Origin of the sequence: Klebsiella sp. JN_Kp127 (assembly GCF_040062505.1) — a bacterium.
In the GTDB taxonomy this organism is placed as follows: domain Bacteria; phylum Pseudomonadota; class Gammaproteobacteria; order Enterobacterales; family Enterobacteriaceae; genus Klebsiella; species Klebsiella quasipneumoniae.
Window position 1 is genome coordinate 47,749 of record NZ_JBEAHS010000008.1, and the last position, 18,860, is coordinate 66,608.

The 18,860-nt window shown below is 54.3% G+C and carries 13 protein-coding genes and 3 pseudogenes; 8 read left to right on the forward strand and 8 right to left on the reverse strand.

Annotated features, from left to right (window positions below):
* Positions 1-45 precede the first annotated feature (45 nt).
* Positions 46-375 carry a superoxide response transcriptional regulator SoxS gene (gene soxS, locus ABLV04_RS05635; protein ID WP_023291646.1) on the forward strand — a complete coding sequence of 110 codons (330 nt, stop codon included), beginning with the start codon at positions 46-48 and terminating at the stop codon, positions 373-375.
* Here the strand turns inward: soxS and ABLV04_RS05640 are convergent.
* Positions 360-1,964 (reverse strand): EAL domain-containing protein, encoded by a 1,605-nt coding sequence (locus ABLV04_RS05640; RefSeq protein WP_023291645.1) that lies wholly within the window; start codon positions 1,962-1,964, stop codon positions 360-362. The genes soxS and ABLV04_RS05640 overlap by 16 nt on opposite strands.
* A 508-nt stretch (positions 1,965-2,472) precedes the next feature.
* Here ABLV04_RS05640 and ABLV04_RS05645 point away from each other — a divergent pair.
* Positions 2,473-2,754 (forward strand): YjcB family protein, encoded by a 282-nt coding sequence (locus ABLV04_RS05645; protein WP_002885064.1) that lies wholly within the window; start codon positions 2,473-2,475, stop codon positions 2,752-2,754.
* 46 nt (positions 2,755-2,800) lie between these two features.
* On the opposite strand, the pseudogene ABLV04_RS05650 reads toward ABLV04_RS05645, so the two are convergent.
* Positions 2,801-3,040, reverse strand: a pseudogene (locus tag ABLV04_RS05650) (ABC transporter permease); the annotation flags it as partial.
* On the opposite strand from ABLV04_RS05650, the pseudogene ABLV04_RS05655 reads away from it, so the two are divergent.
* Positions 3,040-3,144: pseudogene (locus tag ABLV04_RS05655) on the forward strand (LacI family transcriptional regulator); the annotation flags it as partial. The pseudogenes ABLV04_RS05650 and ABLV04_RS05655 overlap by 1 nt on opposite strands.
* Before the next feature lie 9 nt (positions 3,145-3,153).
* A pseudogene (locus ABLV04_RS05660) lies at positions 3,154-3,411 on the forward strand (inositol monophosphatase family protein); the annotation flags it as partial.
* Between the two features lie 27 nt (positions 3,412-3,438).
* Here ABLV04_RS05660 and iraM read toward each other — a convergent pair.
* Positions 3,439-3,792 (reverse strand): anti-adapter protein IraM, encoded by a 354-nt coding sequence (iraM, locus tag ABLV04_RS05665; protein WP_023291644.1) that lies wholly within the window; start codon positions 3,790-3,792, stop codon positions 3,439-3,441.
* 552 nt (positions 3,793-4,344) lie between these two features.
* Positions 4,345-6,768, reverse strand: a complete 2,424-nt coding sequence (bamA, locus tag ABLV04_RS05670; RefSeq protein WP_180266240.1) for an outer membrane protein assembly factor BamA — start codon at positions 6,766-6,768, stop codon at positions 4,345-4,347.
* A gap of 624 nt (positions 6,769-7,392) precedes the next feature.
* Between bamA and ABLV04_RS05675 the strand changes: the two genes are divergently transcribed.
* Together ABLV04_RS05675 and ABLV04_RS05680 are read left to right on the forward strand one after the other, a co-directional pair.
* Positions 7,393-9,153 carry a tannase/feruloyl esterase family alpha/beta hydrolase gene (locus ABLV04_RS05675; protein WP_180266239.1) on the forward strand — a complete coding sequence of 587 codons (1,761 nt, stop codon included), beginning with the start codon at positions 7,393-7,395 and terminating at the stop codon, positions 9,151-9,153.
* Positions 9,154-9,186: 33 nt separating this feature from the next.
* A complete protein-coding gene (locus ABLV04_RS05680) occupies positions 9,187-9,555 on the forward strand; it encodes a helix-turn-helix transcriptional regulator (protein ID WP_048296437.1) in 369 nt (122 codons plus the stop codon).
* Between the two features lie 265 nt (positions 9,556-9,820).
* On the opposite strand, the gene ABLV04_RS05685 is transcribed toward ABLV04_RS05680, so the two are convergent.
* Entirely contained in the window at positions 9,821-12,079 is a 2,259-nt protein-coding gene (locus tag ABLV04_RS05685; protein WP_023291640.1) for a TonB-dependent siderophore receptor, read from the reverse strand.
* Between the two features lie 588 nt (positions 12,080-12,667).
* On the opposite strand from ABLV04_RS05685, the gene ABLV04_RS05690 reads away from it, so the two are divergent.
* Complete coding sequence (locus tag ABLV04_RS05690; protein WP_180266238.1) at positions 12,668-14,248, forward strand: lytic transglycosylase F; 1,581 nt, start codon at positions 12,668-12,670, stop codon at positions 14,246-14,248.
* Positions 14,249-14,376: 128 nt separating this feature from the next.
* Here ABLV04_RS05690 and ssb1 read toward each other — a convergent pair whose 3' ends face one another.
* Positions 14,377-14,901: a single-stranded DNA-binding protein SSB1 gene (ssb1, locus tag ABLV04_RS05695; protein WP_004151744.1), complete on the reverse strand. Its 525-nt coding sequence runs from the start codon at positions 14,899-14,901 to the stop codon at positions 14,377-14,379.
* 254 nt (positions 14,902-15,155) lie between these two features.
* Here ssb1 and uvrA point away from each other — a divergent pair, with 254 nt between their 5' ends.
* On the forward strand, positions 15,156-17,981 hold the full coding sequence (uvrA, locus tag ABLV04_RS05700; RefSeq protein WP_023291635.1) for an excinuclease ABC subunit UvrA: 2,826 nt from the start codon (positions 15,156-15,158) through the stop codon (positions 17,979-17,981).
* Here the strand turns inward: uvrA and ABLV04_RS05705 are convergent, their stop codons facing one another.
* Positions 17,982-18,338, reverse strand: a complete 357-nt coding sequence (locus ABLV04_RS05705; RefSeq protein ID WP_023291634.1) for an MmcQ/YjbR family DNA-binding protein — start codon at positions 18,336-18,338, stop codon at positions 17,982-17,984. It lies immediately after the preceding gene.
* A gap of 3 nt (positions 18,339-18,341) precedes the next feature.
* Positions 18,342-18,758, reverse strand: a complete 417-nt coding sequence (locus ABLV04_RS05710) for a secondary thiamine-phosphate synthase enzyme YjbQ (RefSeq protein WP_004206303.1) — start codon at positions 18,756-18,758, stop codon at positions 18,342-18,344.
* Positions 18,759-18,860 lie beyond the last annotated feature (102 nt).

The following is an 18,860-nucleotide window of genomic DNA, read 5'->3' on the forward strand; positions in this document are numbered from 1 at the left end:
GCCCGCAGACAAAACGACGAATCGAGAATTGAGAGAGGCCGCTTTATGTCCCATCAGGATATTATTCAAACACTGATTGAATGGATTGATGAACATATCGATCAACCACTTAACATTGATGTAGTCGCCAGAAAGTCAGGATACTCGAAGTGGTACCTGCAGCGGATGTTCCGCACCGTGATGCATCAGACGCTGGGGGATTATATTCGTCAGCGCCGTCTGCTGCTGGCGGCGGAGGCGTTGCGAACCACCCAGCGGCCAATCTTTGATATCGCCATGGATCTGGGCTACGTCTCGCAGCAAACCTTCTCGCGGGTCTTCCGCCGGGAGTTCGACCGCACCCCCAGCGACTACCGCCATCAGATCTCCGCGTGACGCGACGGCTGAGGCACGTTCACGGGCGCGGGCGCATTGGCTAACCACTGCATAAACTCCCGCGCCGGCATCGCTTTCGCAAACAGCCAGCCCTGGCAATACTGCACGCCGCGCTTGTAGAGCCAGCTTACCTGCTCAGGCGTCTCCACGCCTTCCGCGATAGTCTTTAGACGCAACCCGCGCGCCATCTCGATGATGTGTTCGGCAATCAGGTGGCTGGTGTTGTTGGTGGTCAGCGTATCAACGAAGGTTTTATCGATTTTAAGGATATCGACGTTCAGGGCGTGCAGATTATGCAGATTCGAATAGCCGGTACCGAAATCATCGATGGCAATTTCATAGCCCGCTTCGCGGAACGCCTGAATCACCGGCGTAGTCTTCGGTACGTCGATAAACCCCCGCTCGGTTACTTCGATTTTGATCTGCCCGATACAGACCGCATAGCTGCGCGCTTTCTCACTGATCTGTGAAATCAGCCGCGCCGAGTGGAAATCCGACGCAGAGAGATTGATCGCCACGTACAGCTGCGGATGGCTGGCAAGAAACTCTCCCATTTCGTAAAACAGCTCATCCACCACGTAGTCCGTCACCTGGGCAATCATGCCTTCATTTTCCGCCAGCGGAATAAACTCCGCCGGGTTCATCACCGGACCGTCAAACCCTGGCCAGCGCAGCAGCGCTTCCGCCCCGACGCAGCGGTTATTTTTAATATCGATAATCGGCTGGTAGTGCAGGCGCAGCTGGCGGCAGCTCAGAGCCCGCTGCAGCATATTGCGCGGCGAGTGATACTGCCGGCGGGTACGCGACCACACCAGCACCAGTAAAATACTGCAGATGATTCCCAGCGGCAGCGTCAGGCTGGCCTGGTCACAAAAGTTGTGATAATAGCTGGCCCGCGAGGTGGACATAATGACGGCGATCGGCCGGATAGCGGAGCGGGCTATCGTATACACCCGGCCATTCTGATTAAAAAAGGTATCGCCTTCGCGAATTAACGCATGGAGCTCCGCGGGCTCGACATTGTTACTAACCGAGAAAAAGAGGTTGGTTTTGGTATCGAACACGCCATAGGCTAAATCGCGATCGCTGGCGATCACTGAGCTGAACGAGAAGGGATTGACCACCACCACATAGGGCCCCTTCTGCATATAATTCATAGCAAAGCCGGGATAAAACGGCGTGTCCCGGTAATAGTAAATCGCGACATCCGGCTTTTTGGTGTAATTGGCCGCCGGCATCCGCCAGCCGGTTTGCTGATGAACGGACGTTGAACAGATAAAGCGCTGACCGTTAGCGTAGATCAGATCTTCCACATACAGCAGGCCGCGAACGATATGCAATAAATAACGCTGATGGTCCGCTGAGCACAGCTCCCCGCGATACTGGCTGGCTTTCGCCCGGGCCTGATCCGCTTCGCGGATGACCATTTCCGTTTTTTGCAGCGCCAGCTGCGAAAATGAGTGTAATTGATCAATGGTTTCGGCTTTTGCCCGCAGTTGGGCAAACCACAATGCCAGTACCACTGGCAATAAAATAACCAAACCCGTTCCGATGAGCCTTAGCGCCTTATGCGGCGTACTGTCACCCATTTACGCTTACATCCATGCGATATGCCTTAATTAAGGTAGCCCAAACACGTTAGCAATCGCGACTGCGATAGACATCAGCCGATTTCCGCCAGCCCTCACGGGCGTCAGCTTTACCACTGACAGGGAAGAATAATACTTATTTATCAGGTATTCGGAAGATATTCCGCCAAGATTAAGAATAGACGCGCTTCTGACTCGGTTTCTCCGTGTATTAAACAAGAACAAGTAATAAAACCCGCAGAATAATAATCATTAGCAAGAGAATGAAAATAAGATCATCAGGGGTTACTTACTAATATCCACATAAATAGCAGTGTTATTAAGCGCAGCGAAAGCTCATTTTTTGACTGGTGAATAAAGCGCCAAATGTGATATAGTTCACACAAGTTGATGAAACAGAAATGGCGTTTCATCACTCTCTAGTACGCCAGTTGAGACCAGAGCGCTATGCCATCGTCAGTCGCGCCAGGTCGTCCATGGCTCCCCGACTTTCTTTGAGGACAGGTTAATGGCTTCCATTACTACCAGTGTTGTGTTGTTGCGCTGGCCCCTGGTGAGCGCGGTACTGATGTTTCTTGCCAGTTCACTGAATATCCAACTTCGCAAAAGCGATTATGCCGGTCTGGCGGTGATCTGCAGCTGCCTCGGCCTTGCCGCCGCCTGCTGGTTCGCCACCGGTTTGCTCGGCATCACCCTGCTCGATATTGCCAAAATCTGGGGCAATATCAAAGATGTGATGATTGAAGTCATGAGTCAGACACCGCCAGAATGGCCAATGATGATGACCTGAGGTTAAAAAGCTTCCCACCGGGAAGCTTTTTCGTTTTCTGCAGCCCTTATTTCCCCAGCTTCGCCATCATCTCCGGACGCATACATTTATGGATCGCCACCATAAAGAGCAGCGATGGCGCCAGCAAAATCAGCGCGGTAATCGACGAGACCTGATAGTTACCCGACATGCTGGCGTTATTGAGCAGCAGCGGTAGCGTAGTGACATCCGGCGCCCCGACGAAAAAGGTGCCGGTAAACTCATCCAGCGACTCCAGAAAAACAAAGATGCTGGCGGCAACGATCCCCCGGGGTGGATTATGTCTGCTCTGATAACGCCGCCGGCGCCGAACTGGCCGCTAACCAGCTGTTGCGCAGCGGCTGGCTCAATACTCTCCCTTCCACCTGGGCCATCACCCCCCTGCTCGACGCCGGCCTGGAATATCGCCGCTTCGGCGCGGGCGCCCTGATGCTGGCGCATGTCGCCGCCGGCCAGCTCCATGCCTATTATGAAGCGCATATGAACAGCTGGGACGCGCTGGCAGGCATGCTGTTGATTGAGGAGGCGGGCGGAACGTGCAATGCGTTTCTCGCCAATGAGGGGCTGCGGCGAGGTAACCGCGTGCTGGCCGGCTGCGCAGGCGTCCAGCCACGACTGGCCGCCCTGCTGGAGAAATGACGCTACACCGCCCCCGGCGTGGCCTGACTAACGCCAGGTTTCGCTGCGGGGAATATTATTCGGGCAGCGCTTAATCGCGCAAAAGGACTGGTAAAAACAGGAGTCAGACCGCTCGCCGCCGGCATGGTACGGGCACGATGGCCGCTCGCGTAATATTTCCCACTGCGCCTCGTCGTACACCGCAATATTGTAGATTTTTAATGAATGATACTGGTCATTAATTAAAACTCTTGAGGAATAGAGCTTCATTGTCTCGCCGGGCAGCAGGATCACATCGGCCTCGTACCACATAATAAATTTTAAGAAACGCAGGCTGGATATCGCCGAAAAGGCGATGCCGGATTGCGGGCAGATCAGAGTATTAAGAATAGTCCATTTCATATTCCTTCCTTATATAAATGCTACAAATTGTTACCGTATATAGTGATAGCATTCATTAATATAAACTGCAAGCATCCCTGACAATTATGTGACTTAAGACAATTCCTAACAACATACTCCATTATTAGTAACGTTTACTTTTCGTCGAGAGATTAATGATTAGACCCTATAAAAACAGAAACAAATCAACCTAAAAAAAGAAAATACAATAAAAAATAAGATTAAATAAAAATAATTGACAATATGTATTAGTCCCTTTGGATGAGCCTTCATCCATTCGTATCAGACGATGTGGCGCTGAGCGTCGCCAAAGCTTCCGCCGGCAGAGAGGACGACGGCAGCCAGCTATTTATTGCGCGGTTGCCTCGGCGTACGACAACAGACCCGCGCAGCCATCAGGCCGCGCTCGGGTAAATGTCTTTGGTATACCGCCATAGCGAATATCTTCGCGATAATATCGCCATGGCGATTGATCTTATTTAGCTCAATCCGTATGTCGGGGTACCGTCTACAGAATATTGCCACGCCGGTCTAATAAGCCCCGCTGGGGCCTTACCAGGTTTTGCCGATATTAAACTGAAACTGCTCTGCTTTATCGCCATCATACTTTTTAAATGGCTCTGCCCATGAGAAGACCAGTGGACCGAGAGGAGACATCCACTGCACGGCAATCCCAGCGGAGAGACGAATATGACTCGGATCGCCGTAGTCAGGGATCCCTGCCGCCTGCGTCTGCGCGGTGTTTTGCCAGGAGGTGCTCCAGACCGTCCCCGCATCAACAAACAGCGAGGTTCGCAGACTATCGGCATATTTGTCATTCACAAAGGGGGTTGGAATGATAAATTCGCTGTTCAGCACCGCCATGGCATTCCCGCCGACCGCATCAGATGAGGAGTCCAGCGGGCAGGCGCTATAGCTGCTTTCGCTGCCGTTACAACGGTAATAGGCCGCTTTAGGCCCGATGGTGTTAGATGAGAAGCCGCGCACTGTCGACGAACCGCCAGCATAAAAGTTATCGTAGAACGGCACACTTTTGCCGTCTAACCCGCCGGCATAGCCTGCGCGCAGGCGTTCCATCCAGATCCAGCGCTTATTCTCGTTCAGTGGCAGATACTGGGCAGTGTCAAAGGAGAGTTTGTAATAACTGTTATCCGAGCCGGGGAGGGTCAGTTTTCCGCTAAGGCTGCTTTTGTTTCCCGCTCGCGGGAAAAAGCCGCGGTCGAGGTCGTTGTAACCCCATCCAATACTCACAAAATAATCGTTGGCGCTATATTTCGCGCCGCTGTCGCCATCTTTCGTCACCACGCTGGGCTCGATTCCGCGAGAACTGAGGTAGCGCCAGGTCGACAGCTCCGGATCCATATTAGTCAGCCGATTATGAACATAATCCAGTCCCAGGTTCAGGGAGTTATTTTCGCTAATTGGAAACCCCAGCGTACTGCCTAAGCCGTAGCTCTGCTGGTTATAGCTCCCGGCGTCCGCATCGGAAGCATCATAGCTGTTATAAAAAATCTTTCCGCCCAGGCTAATGCCATCGACGGTAAACCACGGATTCGTCGCCCCCAGTTCAAGATAAGACTGATAGCTGTTGCGCGTCCCGTTGAAGCTAACGCTGTTGCCCGTTCCCAGCCAGTTATCCTGAGTCACGCCAAGCTGATAGCTCACGCCGCTGTCCGTTCCAAATCCCAGGCCCACGTTAAATGAGCCGGTGTTGCGCTCCTTCACCTTGTAGACCACATCGACCTGATCCGCCGTCCCACTAACCGGAACGATCTGCTGTTCAACGTTCTCAAAAAAACCCGTTCGGTCAAGACGTACTTTCCCTTGCTCGACTTTTTCGTTGTTGAGCCACGCCCCTTCCATTTGACGCATTTCACGACGCAGCACCGCGTCCCGGGAGGTGTCGTTACCGGAAAAGCGGATCTGGCGTACCGAGTAGCGGCGACCCGCGTCGACCTGAATATGCAGCGTCATACGGTGATGCGCATCATCGATTTCCGCCGTGGTCGTCACTTGCGGCCAGGCATAACCATACTTGCCGAAACGCTTTTTGATCTCATTTTCAATCGTGGTGACTTGCGCCCCGCTATACCATGCCCCCGCCAGCGGCTGGGCAAGGGCCTCGATCTCCGGTCCATGCTGCGCCAGGTCGCCTGTCACCTGAGTTCGGTCGACCCGATAACGTTCGCCTTCATTGAGGGTGATGGTGATATACAGGGATTTTTTATCTGGCGTCATACTGACCTGCGTGGACTGGATAGCAAAGCGCGCATAGCCGCGATCGAGATAAAAACTGCGCAGCGTTTCCAGATCGGCTTCCAGCTTCTGTTTCTGGTATTTTTTATCCGCTACCACGTTCCACCACGGCACATTATCGCGTAGCTGAAGCTGGTCCAGGAGCGTCTCTTCTCGAAACGCCTGATTACCGATAATGTTTATTTGTGCGATTTTCGCCGATACGCCTTCCTGAAAGACGAACGTTAAGTCAACGCGATTACGCGGTAACGGGGTCACCACAGCGTGAACCTGCGCACTGTATTTTCCCGCGCTGTAATAGAAATCCTGCAACCCCTTTTCTATTTCGCTGAGCGAATTTCTATCCAGTGCGCTACCTGCAAAAATACCTGTCGCGGTGAGATTCTCCTTTAACGCATCATCCTTCACCGACTTATTCCCGGAAAAACTGATGCTGGCAATAGTGGGCCTCTCCTTAACCTGCACCACCAGCGTTTTCCCATCGCGCAGGATCTGCACATTCTCGAAATTGCCGCTCGCATACAGCGCGCGCACCGCCTCGCTGACTTCCTCTGGCGTCACCGTTTCTCCCGCGTGCAACGGCATACTTAATAGCGCCGCCCCGACGGTCACGCGCTGCAACCCTTCAAAACGGATATCATCAACTTGATATGATGTTGCGGCGTACAACGTTAAAGGGGTAATCAATAATCCGCTGATGATATGAGTCTTTTTTAACATGAATGTGTCGTCTACGAGATAATGAGCAATAGCAGTTATCTGCTGGCGTTGAGCTTATTTGTTCAGGTTGCGTATCTAAGATATGCGACAGAATTAACCTGAGCGAGGCGCAGAATTACATGCAATTATGGCGACAAAATGGAGAAAAAAAGGATGTTAAATCATCTTTAAAAATATATTTAAGGATGGAACTTTTCCTGAACTCCGTGGTTCTAATGGCCAACACCAGAGCTATATTTAGATTTGCCTGAACGGTTTTTATTGAAAAAGCCCCCTTTCTTGCTAATGGAAAGGGGGAAGGATCTCGTTAGGAATGTTGTTCTCTGGAATCACCAGGAACAGGCACAATCATATTCTTAAAGCCAGCAGATATAATGAAGAGAAATTGAATAAATTATGCAATCGACATCACAACATTCTTTCATGTATTTACCGCCAGATGACAATGGAGAAAATCTCCATATTTTCCTCAAAATAGCAGAATACAGTAGGGACGCCTTATCAAGGCATCAAGGAAAGTCTATCGTTATCTACAATAGCCAAGCAGTGGCGCCTCGCCAGGGAAGGTGAGGCATAGGATTCACCATCCTGCCGCCTCCCACCATCAATCACAGGGAATTGCGTATGTCACGCTTACTTAAAACGATCTTACCCATCATTATCTGCACCCTCTTTGGGTTACCGTTCGCTTCGCCGGCGCAGGCTGCCTCCAGTCTGCAGATTGTTCTCCCCGCGCTGACATGCGATACGCTGAGCGCTACCGACTTCAGCGCCGCCGTTGGCGCAAAGGTCACTATCAACCACACTGAAATGCAAACCTCCGCGCAGGGAAGCTGGTGCAAGGTGAGCGCCACTATCGCCCCCCAGATTGGCGTGCAGATTGCCCTGCCGACCCAGAGCTGGAGTCAACGTTTCTTGCAGGTCGGCTGCGGCGGACTGTGCGGGAGCATTAACCTGAGTCTGTCGAATGCCAGCGGCTGCCTGCCGGCAATGAACGGCGAGTTCGTGGTGGCAGCAACCGATATGGGGCACCATGGCAGTATGATGGATGCTTCATGGGCCGAGGATCCGCAAAAGCGCATCGATTTTGCCTGGCGCGCCAACCACTTGACCGCAGTGCTGAGCAAAGCAGTGATTCAGATGCTTTACCGCCAGCCGCCAAAATACGCGTACTTTATGGGCTGCTCAGACGGCGGTCGCGAAGCATTGATGGAAGCACAGCGCTTTCCGCAGGATTTTGACGGTATCAGCGCTGGCGCGCCTGCGGCCTTTTTCCAGTTTCAGAATTCCTTCTTCCACGGCTGGAATGTGGCCGCCAATCAGCGTCCCGACGGTACCGCTGTCTTGTTGAAAGATCGCTTACCTTTGATTCACCAGGCCATACTGGCTCACTGCCCGACGCTTTCCGGCGTGCAGGACGGCATCCTGCAAAACCCGTATGCCTGTCAGTTCTCTGAGACTTGGCTCCCCCGCTGTCCTGCCAACGCTCAGGACCGTTCCGCCTGCCTGACACAGGAAGAGATTGAGGTAGTGAAAAAGCTCTACCGCGGCGCTTACGACAGCCACAGCGCCCAGTTCGTCGCTGGCGGTCTTCCGCTGGGCTCCGAGCTACGCTGGCCGGTGCCGGAGATGCCGACCGGCCACTCAATGTCGGAAATGATGGTACTACCGGCTCTGCAATCCGTGCTCCTGCCGGGAGGAAAACAGAAGATCCATTCGATGCGGGATTTCCCACTTAATCAGCAGAATTTTGACGCCGTCGCTCAACTGGCACCGCTCTATAACGCGGCAAATACCAATCTTCATGCCTATCAACAGCGCGGCGGCAAGCTTATCCTGTGGCACGGTCTGGCCGATGACTCCGTCAGCCCAGCCTTTTCTATCGCCTATTACCGCGGCGTAGAAGCAGAGATGGGCCATGCCGCAACGGATACCTTCCTGCGGTTATTCCTGCTGCCTGGGGTAGCACATTGCGGTAATGGCGAAGGTTACGATCAAATTGATCTCCTTACCCCGCTGATGCGCTGGACCGAGGAAGGCATCGCGCCGCAAGAGCTTATGGCCGGAAAACGGGCGTCAGCCGCCGCCAGGCTGCCGCCGATGACAGAAAAACCAGATGCGCAAACGCAGTTTCACGGCGTGCAGAAAATCAGTCAGCCTTACGCTGACGCCACTCCAGCCGTTATCGCAACGCGTCCGGTGTATCCCTTCCCAGCTATTGCCCGTTATAACGGGAGCGGCGACGTGAATGACGGCGAAAATTATCATGCAGAGCAATCAACCGCGTTTGGTCATCTGCAGGTGGCAAAACCCGCCAGCGACTATATTGGCCCTGATAACCAAAAAAATTATCAGGTTCGCCGTGGCGAGCTCACCGTTCAATAAACCCGGGGCTCCTCATTGAGGAGCCATTCGTTTTTGGGATTGGCCTCAATCATGCGTAGCAAAACGCTCCAGCAATCGGTACTAAACGACCTGATCCTTTGGATCGATAATAATCTGGATAAGAAACTAACCGTCGATGATCTGAGCGATATCTCTGGTTATTCTCCCTGGCATCTATTTCGGCTCTTCCGTTATTATTTTGATCGTTCGCCGATGGAATATATCCGTCAACAGCGTATGTCGCTCTGTCGCCGTTTATTGCTGACGACGCCTGGTTACCGTATTGTCGATATTTGTATTATGGTTGGTTATGACGATCTCAGTGCGTTTAATCGTACCTTCAAAAAATATCATGCGCTCACACCCACCCAATATCGTCACCGGGTCACGCGACAAAAATAAGGAAGGTCCCCCTCCTCCGCATCGCTGCGGTTGGGAATGGAAGGGGGACAGGGGGGTATTGCAGAAGGGAAATAGCAGGATGCTATTATCGAGCCCGGTCGGGATCAACGACCTTGCGCGACGGAAATCAGTATAAAAGGATATTTTGAGCTAATAATGTAGAGGGCGTGAAGATTTTGTCACCATTTATAACCGCTTCCACCACTTTTATCTGAAATAAAAAAACCGGGCCGCGCTGCACCCGGTTTCATTCTCATCAGCACCATTAGAAATGAGTATTTACGCTCATAAAGAAGGTTCGCCCCGACTCGTTATAGGTCTCAGCACCCGCACCGTAAAGGTAAGCCCCCGTCGTCGCGTTTCCAGTCGTTTGCGCATTCCCTGCCCGATAGTGGCGGATATCAAACAGGTTATCTATCCCACTGGTGAAGCTCAGATTTTTGTTCACATCCCAGGTCGCGCTGAGGCCGACAATGCTGTATGGGCTGACTTCGTTTAGTTCGCTGCCGCTGACCGCCTCGCCCTTATAATTAAAGCGTTTTGGTTTCTGACGGCCATACCAGGTAAAGGTGCTCTGCAGAGAGAGATCTTCACGAACCTGCCAGCTCAAAGTCGAGTTCAGGGTAAACTGCGGGATCACTGACAGCCGGTCGCCTGTCGTCTTATTCTTGCTCTGCAGCATCCATGTCAGGTTATTGCTCCAGTTAACCGTCTCCCCCACTGGAAGATTCAGCGTTCCTTCCAGGCCTTCCACTAACGCTTTTGGTACGTTTTCCCACTGATAGATATTGGTGGTACCGTTGCTGGCAGTGCCCACCGCCGCATACCCTGACTCAATCTTGTTGTGATAGTCGTTACGGAACCAGGTAATTCCCGCCTGATAGCCATCATGCTTGTACTCAATACCGATCTCTTTATTGACGCTGGTCTCCGCTTTCAGGTCGCTATTTCCCATCAGATAGCAGGCGGAACTACTGGCGTAACAGCCTTGACCATTGCTGTAGAGAATATAGTTCGGGTTCAACTGGTAGAGGTTAGGCGCCTTGTAAGCGCGGGCAATGCCCAGCTTAAGCGTCCAGTCATCCGTCAGTTCCTGGGACAGATTCAGCGACGGGCTCCAGTTATTACCGACGATGCTGTGGTGATCGAAGCGCAGAGCGGGTGTCAGCATGGTACTGTCCGTTAGCGCCATATTATCTTCGGTAAACAGCGAGAAAATCTCAGCGCTGGAGTACGGGCTACGATCGGTAGCCGATACACCGTCGATCGCCCCGTAAGAGAGCGCCTGGGCTGTCGACACGCCGTCTTTCATCCGCTGCTGGTTCCATTCGGTGCCCAGCGTCAGATTCTGATCGACCCCCAGCGTAAACGGAATATTCACTTCGCTATGTAGCAGAACATCGGCCAGATCGATATCTGAAAACTCGTTACTGGAGAAGATCCCTTCCGTACCGCCCGCCAGCCCTTCATTCATTCGCGAGTTGCGGGTGTGTTCGTACTGGGCATAGCTGTTGCTGGTCACGCCATTATCCCAGCCGCCGGTCCATGTTACGCCGTAAGTTTGCCGGTAGAGACGGTTAGTCTCTTTCCCGTACATACTCTTCACCAGCGTACTGGTATTGGTGTTTTGTGTGTCGCCGGCATAGAGGTTGCCCTGGCGGCTGTAGCCGGCCTCAAACTCCAGGGCCTGCATCGGGGCGAATTCCCAGCGCAGCTTACTGTGAATATCTTTGTTCACTACCCCTTCACGTCCGGCTGGATAAGAGCCTGCGTAGGAACCGGTACGCTCAGCTTCATGCCCGGCGTTAATGTCCTGAGCATCGGCCTGGGTTTTACTCAGATTACCCCAGAGATTGAAGCTAACACTGTCTGACAGCGGACCATTGAGGCTAAAGTTGGTACGTTTCGTCGACCCTTCTTTACGGTGCTGCGGAGCATTGATATAGGTATTCCACGACCCATGCCATTCAGGCGTGGTCGGTTTGGTTACGATGTTGACGACCCCGCCCATCGCGCCATTACCATAGCGCGCCGCCGCCGGGCCGCGGATCACATCGATATGATCGATCATCTCTGCCGGCACCCAGTTGGTATCGCCACGGGAATCACGATCGCCGCGCCAGCCATATCGTACCGAGTTACGGCTGGTGACCGGTTTTCCATCGACCAGCACCAGCGTATTCTCTGGCCCCATGCCACGGATATCAATTTGCCGGTTGTTGCCGCGCTGACCGCTAGTGGAGTTACCGGTCAGGTTGACCCCGGGTTGCGTGCGAATTAACTCCGACACATCGCGGGCGGGGGGATGTTTGCGAATCTCCTCTGCGGTAATGGTCGACACGCCCGGTGCCTGCAGGTTCTGCCTGGCAGCGGTCACCACCATCGTTTCCTCCTGGTTTTCGGCCGTTGGGGTGCTCTCGTCACGAGTCGATTGTTCAGTAATATTCTCTGCCGCCTGCAGCTGCACGCTACAGGCGAGCAAAGGAATGACGATCCCCAGCGGGAAGTGAGACGTGTATTTCATAGAATATGCCCTGTTTTCTGTTGCTGTCGGGCATAACGCCTTCCCCAATTGAAAAAACAAGGGGATAAAATACTCGCCTCAGCGCCTCGCCAGATTTTGGCGTAGGTCAGCCCCTTCCCGATAGTCATGGGAATAAGAAAACAGCATGAGGCATAATAAAATTAAGTGCCCTGTTTCATCATTAGAGAAAAAGCGCTTCGCGCTATTCTTTGATAGCGTAATCCAGACAGCGAATAATAAGAGTAATGTGCTGTGCTACGGTAATAAAAATGAGATTCATTATCAAGGTGATAATGATCAATATCGGATAAAAATAAAATAAACACTAATAATCAAAAGGTTAATACAAAACAGATGAGGAAGCATAAAATAAAAACATTATCATTACTTTCTATTTATCATTAAAAAAACACATTTCCGCCATATTATCTCCATAGTTAAAGTAAAGATAAAAGCACATTAATAGTAAGCGATAAAATGGGAGAAAATGATTTGTCAGCATCGTTATGTTTTTTACGCCCTTGTCGTGCCCGGCTAACGGCGGCCGTTCTGCTAAAATAAACACATCCCCCTGCGGAGTGTTCCTCCATGAACGCCAACTTGCTATCACGCCTGTTTATCGCCTGGCTCACCTGCCTCGCGATGCTGTTATTCGCCCCTATCCTGCTTGCGGCGGAGGCGGAAAAAGCGCCGCCGGTGGCAACCGAAGACAACACGCTGTCGATCCATATCGACGACATGCTGCAGCCGTGGAAAGGCGATCTGCCTGGCATGCTTGATCGGCGCACCATCCGGGTATTAACCACCTACAGCAAAACCTTCTTTTTTATTGATAAGGGAACCCAACGCGGAGCGACGCACGACATTTTCATGGCGCTGGAAAACGATCTGAATAAACAGCTGGCGAAAGATAAAAAGCTGAAACAGCGCCACCTGAAGCTGCATATCGTTTTCGTGCCGGTCAGCCGGGATAATCTCTTCACCGCGCTCAACGAAGGTAAAGGGGATATCGTCGCCGCCAACCTGACCATCACTTCGTCGCGGGAAGCCCAGGCCGCTTTCGCTCAGCCGCTCTACAGCGGCGTCAAAGAGTTGCTGATCTCCGGCCCGGCGTCGTCAAAGGTCGACAGCCTGGAGCAGCTCTCCGGTCAAACGGTCTTTGTTCGCCGCTCCTCCAGCTATTACGACAGTCTGCAAGCGCTGAACGCCCGATTTGCCAGTGAGTCAAGACCGCCGGTTACCCTGGAAGCGGCGCCGGAAGCGCTGGAGGATGAAGATCTGCTGGAAATGCTCAACGCCGGGCTGGTGCCGTTGATCGTCGTCGATCAGCATAAAGCTGTTTTCTGGAAACAGGTGTTTCCGAAAATCCAGGTCCATGACAACGTGGTGCTGCGTGACGGCGGCAACATTGCGTGGGCGGTACGCCAGGACAGTCCGCAGCTGCTGGCGCTGCTGAACAACTTTGTGAAAAAGAATCGTCAGGGCACCACGCTGGGCAATACTCTCCTGCTGCGTTACCTGAAAAACGCTAAATATGTCAAAAATGCCGCAGCGAGTCAGGAACGGCGCAAGTTCCTCGCCATGGTGGACGTCTTCCGCAAATATGGCGATCGCTACGATGTCGACTGGCTGCTGATGGCGGCCCAGGGATACCAGGAGTCGCGGCTGAACCAGTCGGTTCGAAGCCACGTCGGCGCCGTCGGGGTGATGCAGGTGATGCCCAGCACCGGAAGAGAGCTGAAGGTGGGCGATATTAAACAGCTGGATCCCAACATTCATGCTGGCGTGAAATATATGCGCTGGATGATAGATCGATACTATGCTGATGAGCCCATGACCCGGCTGGATAAAGCGCTATTTACCTTTGCTTCCTACAACGCCGGTCCAGCGCGTATCGCCCGCCTGCGCACCATGACCAAACAGCGCGGGTTTGATCCAAACGTCTGGTTCGGTAATGTCGAAAATCTGGCGGCAGAAAAAATCGGCGCGGAAACGGTGACCTACGTCAGCAATATCTATAAGTATTACATCGCCTATCGGCTGATCGTCGATGACATGGCCCGCAAACAGAAAGCGACGGCCGCGCCGCGGCAAAGGCCAGCGACACAGCCCGCCGCACCGCAGCCAGGCGTGGCGACGCCCGCAACCGCTCAGGTGCCCGCGGCCTGAAGCGCTCGCGATCCGCGATCAGTGGTCAAAACGACTCCTGAGGCGGTGGTGGAATAATCATAAAAAAAGCCCCGGCGAAACCGGGGCTTTCTGTTTTAACTACGCGGATATTGCGTCTAAGGCAAGCCTTAGAACGGAATATCGTCGTCGAAGTCCATCGGCGGTTCGTTGGAAGGCGCTGCCGGAGCCTGCTGCTGCGGACGGGACTGCGCGCCGCCGCTGAACTGGTTGCCGCCCTGCGGCTGCTGAGGCTGACCCCAACCGCCCTGCTGCTGGCCGCCGCCTGCCGGTGCGCCGCCGCCCTGACGGCCGCCCAGCATCTGCATGGTGCCGCCAACGTTCACCACCACTTCAGTGGTGTATTTGTCCTGACCGGATTGATCGGTCCACTTGCGGGTACGCAGCTGGCCCTCAATGTACACCTGAGAGCCTTTACGCAGGTACTCACCAGCGACTTCCGCCAGTTTGCCGAACAGCACAACGCGGTGCCATTCAGTCTGCTCTTTCATTTCGCCGGTCTGCTTGTCACGCCAGGATTCGGAAGTTGCCAGCGTGAAGTTGGCGACTGCGCCGCCACTTGGCATGTAGCGTACTTCCGGGTCCTGCCCCAGATTACCGACGAGAATCACCTTGTTTACGCCTCTGCTGGCCATGATCGAATCTCCTGAATAATACGTTTTGTATAAGTGTAAACCGGGAATTCTAACACCACAAAGGGACAATTTGATAGCTGCTAAGCCAATTCCAGAAAACATGCCGCCGCTATGCAAATTTTCACACGCTTCCCGCAGCGCCATTCCAATACTGTATATCCAGACAGGTTAAATTGTGTCATAATTAGCCGTTTCTGCCGTTTGTACTTCAAGCAAACCAGGCAATCCGTGTATCTACCTACCGGGAAAGGTGAATGGATAAGATCGAAGTTCGGGGCGCCCGCACCCATAATCTCAAAAACATCAACCTCGTTATCCCGCGCGACAAACTCATTGTCGTCACCGGGCTTTCCGGGTCTGGCAAATCTTCACTGGCTTTCGACACCCTGTATGCCGAAGGCCAGCGTCGCTACGTCGAATCGCTCTCCGCCTATGCGCGACAGTTCCTGTCGCTGATGGAGAAGCCGGACGTCGACCATATCGAAGGGCTGTCGCCGGCGATTTCCATCGAACAGAAATCAACCTCTCACAACCCCCGTTCGACGGTGGGTACTATTACCGAAATTCACGACTACCTGCGTCTGCTGTACGCCCGCGTCGGCGAGCCGCGCTGTCCGGACCACGACGTGCCGCTGGCGGCGCAGACCGTCAGCCAGATGGTCGATAACGTCCTCGCCCAGCCGGAAGGCCTGCGTCTGATGCTGCTGGCGCCCATTATTAAAGAGCGTAAGGGCGAGCACACCAAAACCCTGGAAAACCTCGCCAGCCAGGGCTATATCCGCGCACGGATCGACGGCGAAGTCTGCGATCTCTCGGATCCGCCGAAGCTGGAGCTGCAGAAGAAACACACCATCGAGGTGGTAATTGACCGCTTCAAGGTGCGCGACGATCTGGCGCAACGTCTGGCCGAGTCGTTTGAAACCGCGCTGGAGCTCTCCGGCGGTACCGCCATCGTGGCCAATATGGATGATGAGAAAGCGGAAGAACTGCTGTTTTCCGCCAACTTCGCCTGCCCGATCTGCGGCTACAGCATGCGCGAGCTGGAGCCGCGTCTATTCTCCTTCAACAACCCGGCGGGCGCCTGCCCGACCTGCGACGGCCTCGGCGTGCAGCAATATTTCGACCCCGATCGCGTGGTGCAAAATCCGGAGCTGTCGCTGGCGGGCGGCGCCATCCGCGGCTGGGATCGACGTAACTTCTACTACTTCCAGATGCTGAAGTCGCTAGCGGAGCACTACAAGTTCGACGTCGAAGCGCCGTGGGGCACTCTCAGCGCCAGCGTGCAGAAAGTGGTCCTGTACGGTTCCGGTAAAGAGAATATTGAATTCAAATACATGAACGACCGCGGCGACACCTCGGTACGCCGCCATCCGTTCGAAGGCGTGCTGCATAACATGGAGCGCCGCTACAAAGAGACGGAATCCAGCGCGGTGCGCGAAGAGCTGGCGAAGTTCATCAGCAATCGCCCGTGCGCCAGCTGCGACGGTACGCGTCTGCGCCGCGAGGCGCGCCACGTGTTTGTGGAAAACACCCCGCTGCCGACCATTTCCGATATGAGCATCGGCCACGCGATGGACTTCTTCAACAATCTGAAACTCTCCGGCCAGCGGGCGAAAATCGCCGAAAAAGTGCTGAAAGAGATTGGCGATCGCCTGAAGTTCCTCGTCAACGTCGGCCTCAACTACCTGACGCTCTCCCGTTCGGCGGAAACGCTCTCCGGCGGCGAGGCCCAGCGTATCCGTCTGGCGAGCCAGATTGGCGCCGGACTGGTTGGCGTGATGTACGTCCTGGATGAGCCCTCCATCGGCCTGCACCAGCGCGATAACGAGCGCCTGCTCGGGACCCTGATCCACCTGCGTAATTTAGGCAACACGGTGATCGTCGTTGAGCATGACGAAGACGCCATTCGCGCCGCCGACCATGTGATCGATATCGGCCCTGGGGCTGGGGTCCACGGCGGCCAGGTGGTGGCGGAAGGGCCGCTGGAGGCCATTATGGCCGTCCCGGAATCCCTGACCGGCCAGTTCATGAGCGGCAAGCGCAAAATTGAAGTGCCGAAGCAGCGCGTGCCCGCCGATCCGGAGAAAGTCCTCAAACTGACCGGCGCGCGCGGCAACAACCTGAAAGACGTGACGCTGACTCTGCCGGTGGGCCTGTTTACCTGCATTACCGGCGTCTCCGGCTCGGGTAAATCAACGCTGATCAACGATACCCTGTTCCCGATTGCCCAGCGTCAGCTTAACGGGGCGACCATCGCCGAACCGGCGCCGTATCGCGATATTCAGGGGCTGGAGCACTTCGATAAAGTCATCGATATCGACCAGAGCCCGATCGGCCGTACGCCGCGCTCCAATCCCGCGACCTATACCGGGGTGTTTACGCCGGTGCGCGAGCTCTTCGCCGGGGTGCCGGAATCACGTTCCCGCGGCTATACGCCGGGTCGTTTCAGTTTTAACGTCCGCGGCGGTCGCTGCGAAGCCTGCCAGGGCGACGGAGTGATCAAGGTCGAAATGCACTTCCTGCCGGATATCTACGTACCGTGCGACCAGTGCAAAGGTAAGCGTTATAACCGCGAAACGCTGGAGATTAAGTACAAAGGCAAAACCATCCACGAAGTGCTGGATATGACCATTGAAGAAGCGCGCGAGTTCTTTGATGCCGTACCGGCGCTGGCGCGTAAGCTGCAAACCCTGATGGATGTCGGCCTGACCTATATCCGTCTCGGCCAGTCGGCGACGACGCTGTCCGGCGGCGAGGCGCAGCGCGTGAAGCTGGCGCGCGAGCTGTCCAAGCGCGGTACCGGCCAGACGCTGTATATCCTCGATGAGCCGACCACCGGTCTGCACTTCGCCGATATCCAGCAGCTGCTGGAAGTGCTGCACCAGCTGCGCGATCAGGGCAATACCATCGTGGTGATTGAGCACAACCTCGACGTGATAAAAACTGCCGACTGGATTGTCGATCTCGGCCCGGAAGGCGGCAGCGGCGGCGGCGAAATTCTGGTTTCCGGTACGCCGGAAACCGTCGCTGAGTGCGAAGCCTCGCACACCGCGCGCTTCCTGAAGCCGATGCTGAAATAATTAGCGGGAAAGCTGCTGCCGGACCGGCTCCGGCAGCATTTTCACCGCCTGCTGGTAAGACGCATCGACCAGGTAGTAGATTTGCGAATCCGGCAGCGAGCCATCCAGAAAGACGGTGCTCCAGTGCGCTTTATTGAGATGCTTGCTGGGCCGGACGTCGCGATGCTGCTGCCGCAGGAGCTCCGCCAGCTCCGGACTCGCCTTCAACGCAACCGCCGGCCGCTGGTCTTCGACCTCCTTCACCATGGCAAACAGCACGTCCGAGACCTTAATCTGCGTGGCTTTCCAGTCGCTGTGGACGCTCTGCTCTGCTCCCGGCTTCGCCATGCAGTACTGCAATAACTCCGAAATTGTCATCTTTTATTCCCCCATGAGCGTCGCAACGATGTGCCGCGAACCGCCGTGTATCCGATGCTCCCCCAGCCAGATGCCCTGCCAGGTCCCCAGCCTGACGCGTCCGTCCTCGACCGGCAGCATCAGCGACACGCCAAGCATCGATGATTTGATGTGCGACGGCATATCGTCAGGGCCTTCATAATCATGTTCGTACGGCGCATTGTCCGGCACGGCGTTAAGAAAATACTGCTCCATGTCATACCGGACGGTGGGATCGCAGTTTTCGTTGAGCGTCAGGGAAGCGGAAGTATGCTGGAGCAGGAGGTGTAGCAGGCCGACCTTCACCCCGGACAGCCCGCGGATCTGGCCGAGGATTTCGTCGGTGACCAGATGAAAACCACGGGATTTGGGCCCAAGCGTCAGGGTTTGCTGATACCACATCATCGACTCCTTTTTGCGAATGAATCCCTCTAAGTGTGCAGCAATACGTGAAAAGGTAAAACCTTCCACCCCGGATTTTGCATAAAAAAACGGCAGCGTCAC

Bases quoted from the DNA above. Each gene is read 5' to 3' on its own strand.
- ABLV04_RS05685 (WP_023291640.1), bottom strand. From the start codon at position 12,079: ATGAAATACACGTCTCACTTCCCGCTGGGGATCGTCATTCCTTTGCTC.
- bamA (WP_180266240.1), bottom strand. From the start codon at position 6,768: ATGTTAAAAAAGACTCATATCATCAGCGGATTATTGATTACCCCTTTA.
- soxS (WP_023291646.1), top strand. From the start codon at position 46: ATGTCCCATCAGGATATTATTCAAACACTGATTGAATGGATTGATGAA.
- uvrA (WP_023291635.1), top strand. From the start codon at position 15,156: ATGGATAAGATCGAAGTTCGGGGCGCCCGCACCCATAATCTCAAAAAC.
- iraM (WP_023291644.1), bottom strand. From the start codon at position 3,792: ATGAAATGGACTATTCTTAATACTCTGATCTGCCCGCAATCCGGCATC.
- ssb1 (WP_004151744.1), bottom strand. From the start codon at position 14,901: ATGGCCAGCAGAGGCGTAAACAAGGTGATTCTCGTCGGTAATCTGGGG.
- ABLV04_RS05640 (WP_023291645.1), bottom strand. From the start codon at position 1,964: ATGGGTGACAGTACGCCGCATAAGGCGCTAAGGCTCATCGGAACGGGT.
- ABLV04_RS05690 (WP_180266238.1), top strand. From the start codon at position 12,668: ATGAACGCCAACTTGCTATCACGCCTGTTTATCGCCTGGCTCACCTGC.
- ABLV04_RS05675 (WP_180266239.1), top strand. From the start codon at position 7,393: ATGTCACGCTTACTTAAAACGATCTTACCCATCATTATCTGCACCCTC.
- ABLV04_RS05705 (WP_023291634.1), bottom strand. From the start codon at position 18,338: ATGACAATTTCGGAGTTATTGCAGTACTGCATGGCGAAGCCGGGAGCA.
- ABLV04_RS05710 (WP_004206303.1), bottom strand. From the start codon at position 18,758: ATGTGGTATCAGCAAACCCTGACGCTTGGGCCCAAATCCCGTGGTTTT.
- ABLV04_RS05645 (WP_002885064.1), top strand. From the start codon at position 2,473: ATGGCTTCCATTACTACCAGTGTTGTGTTGTTGCGCTGGCCCCTGGTG.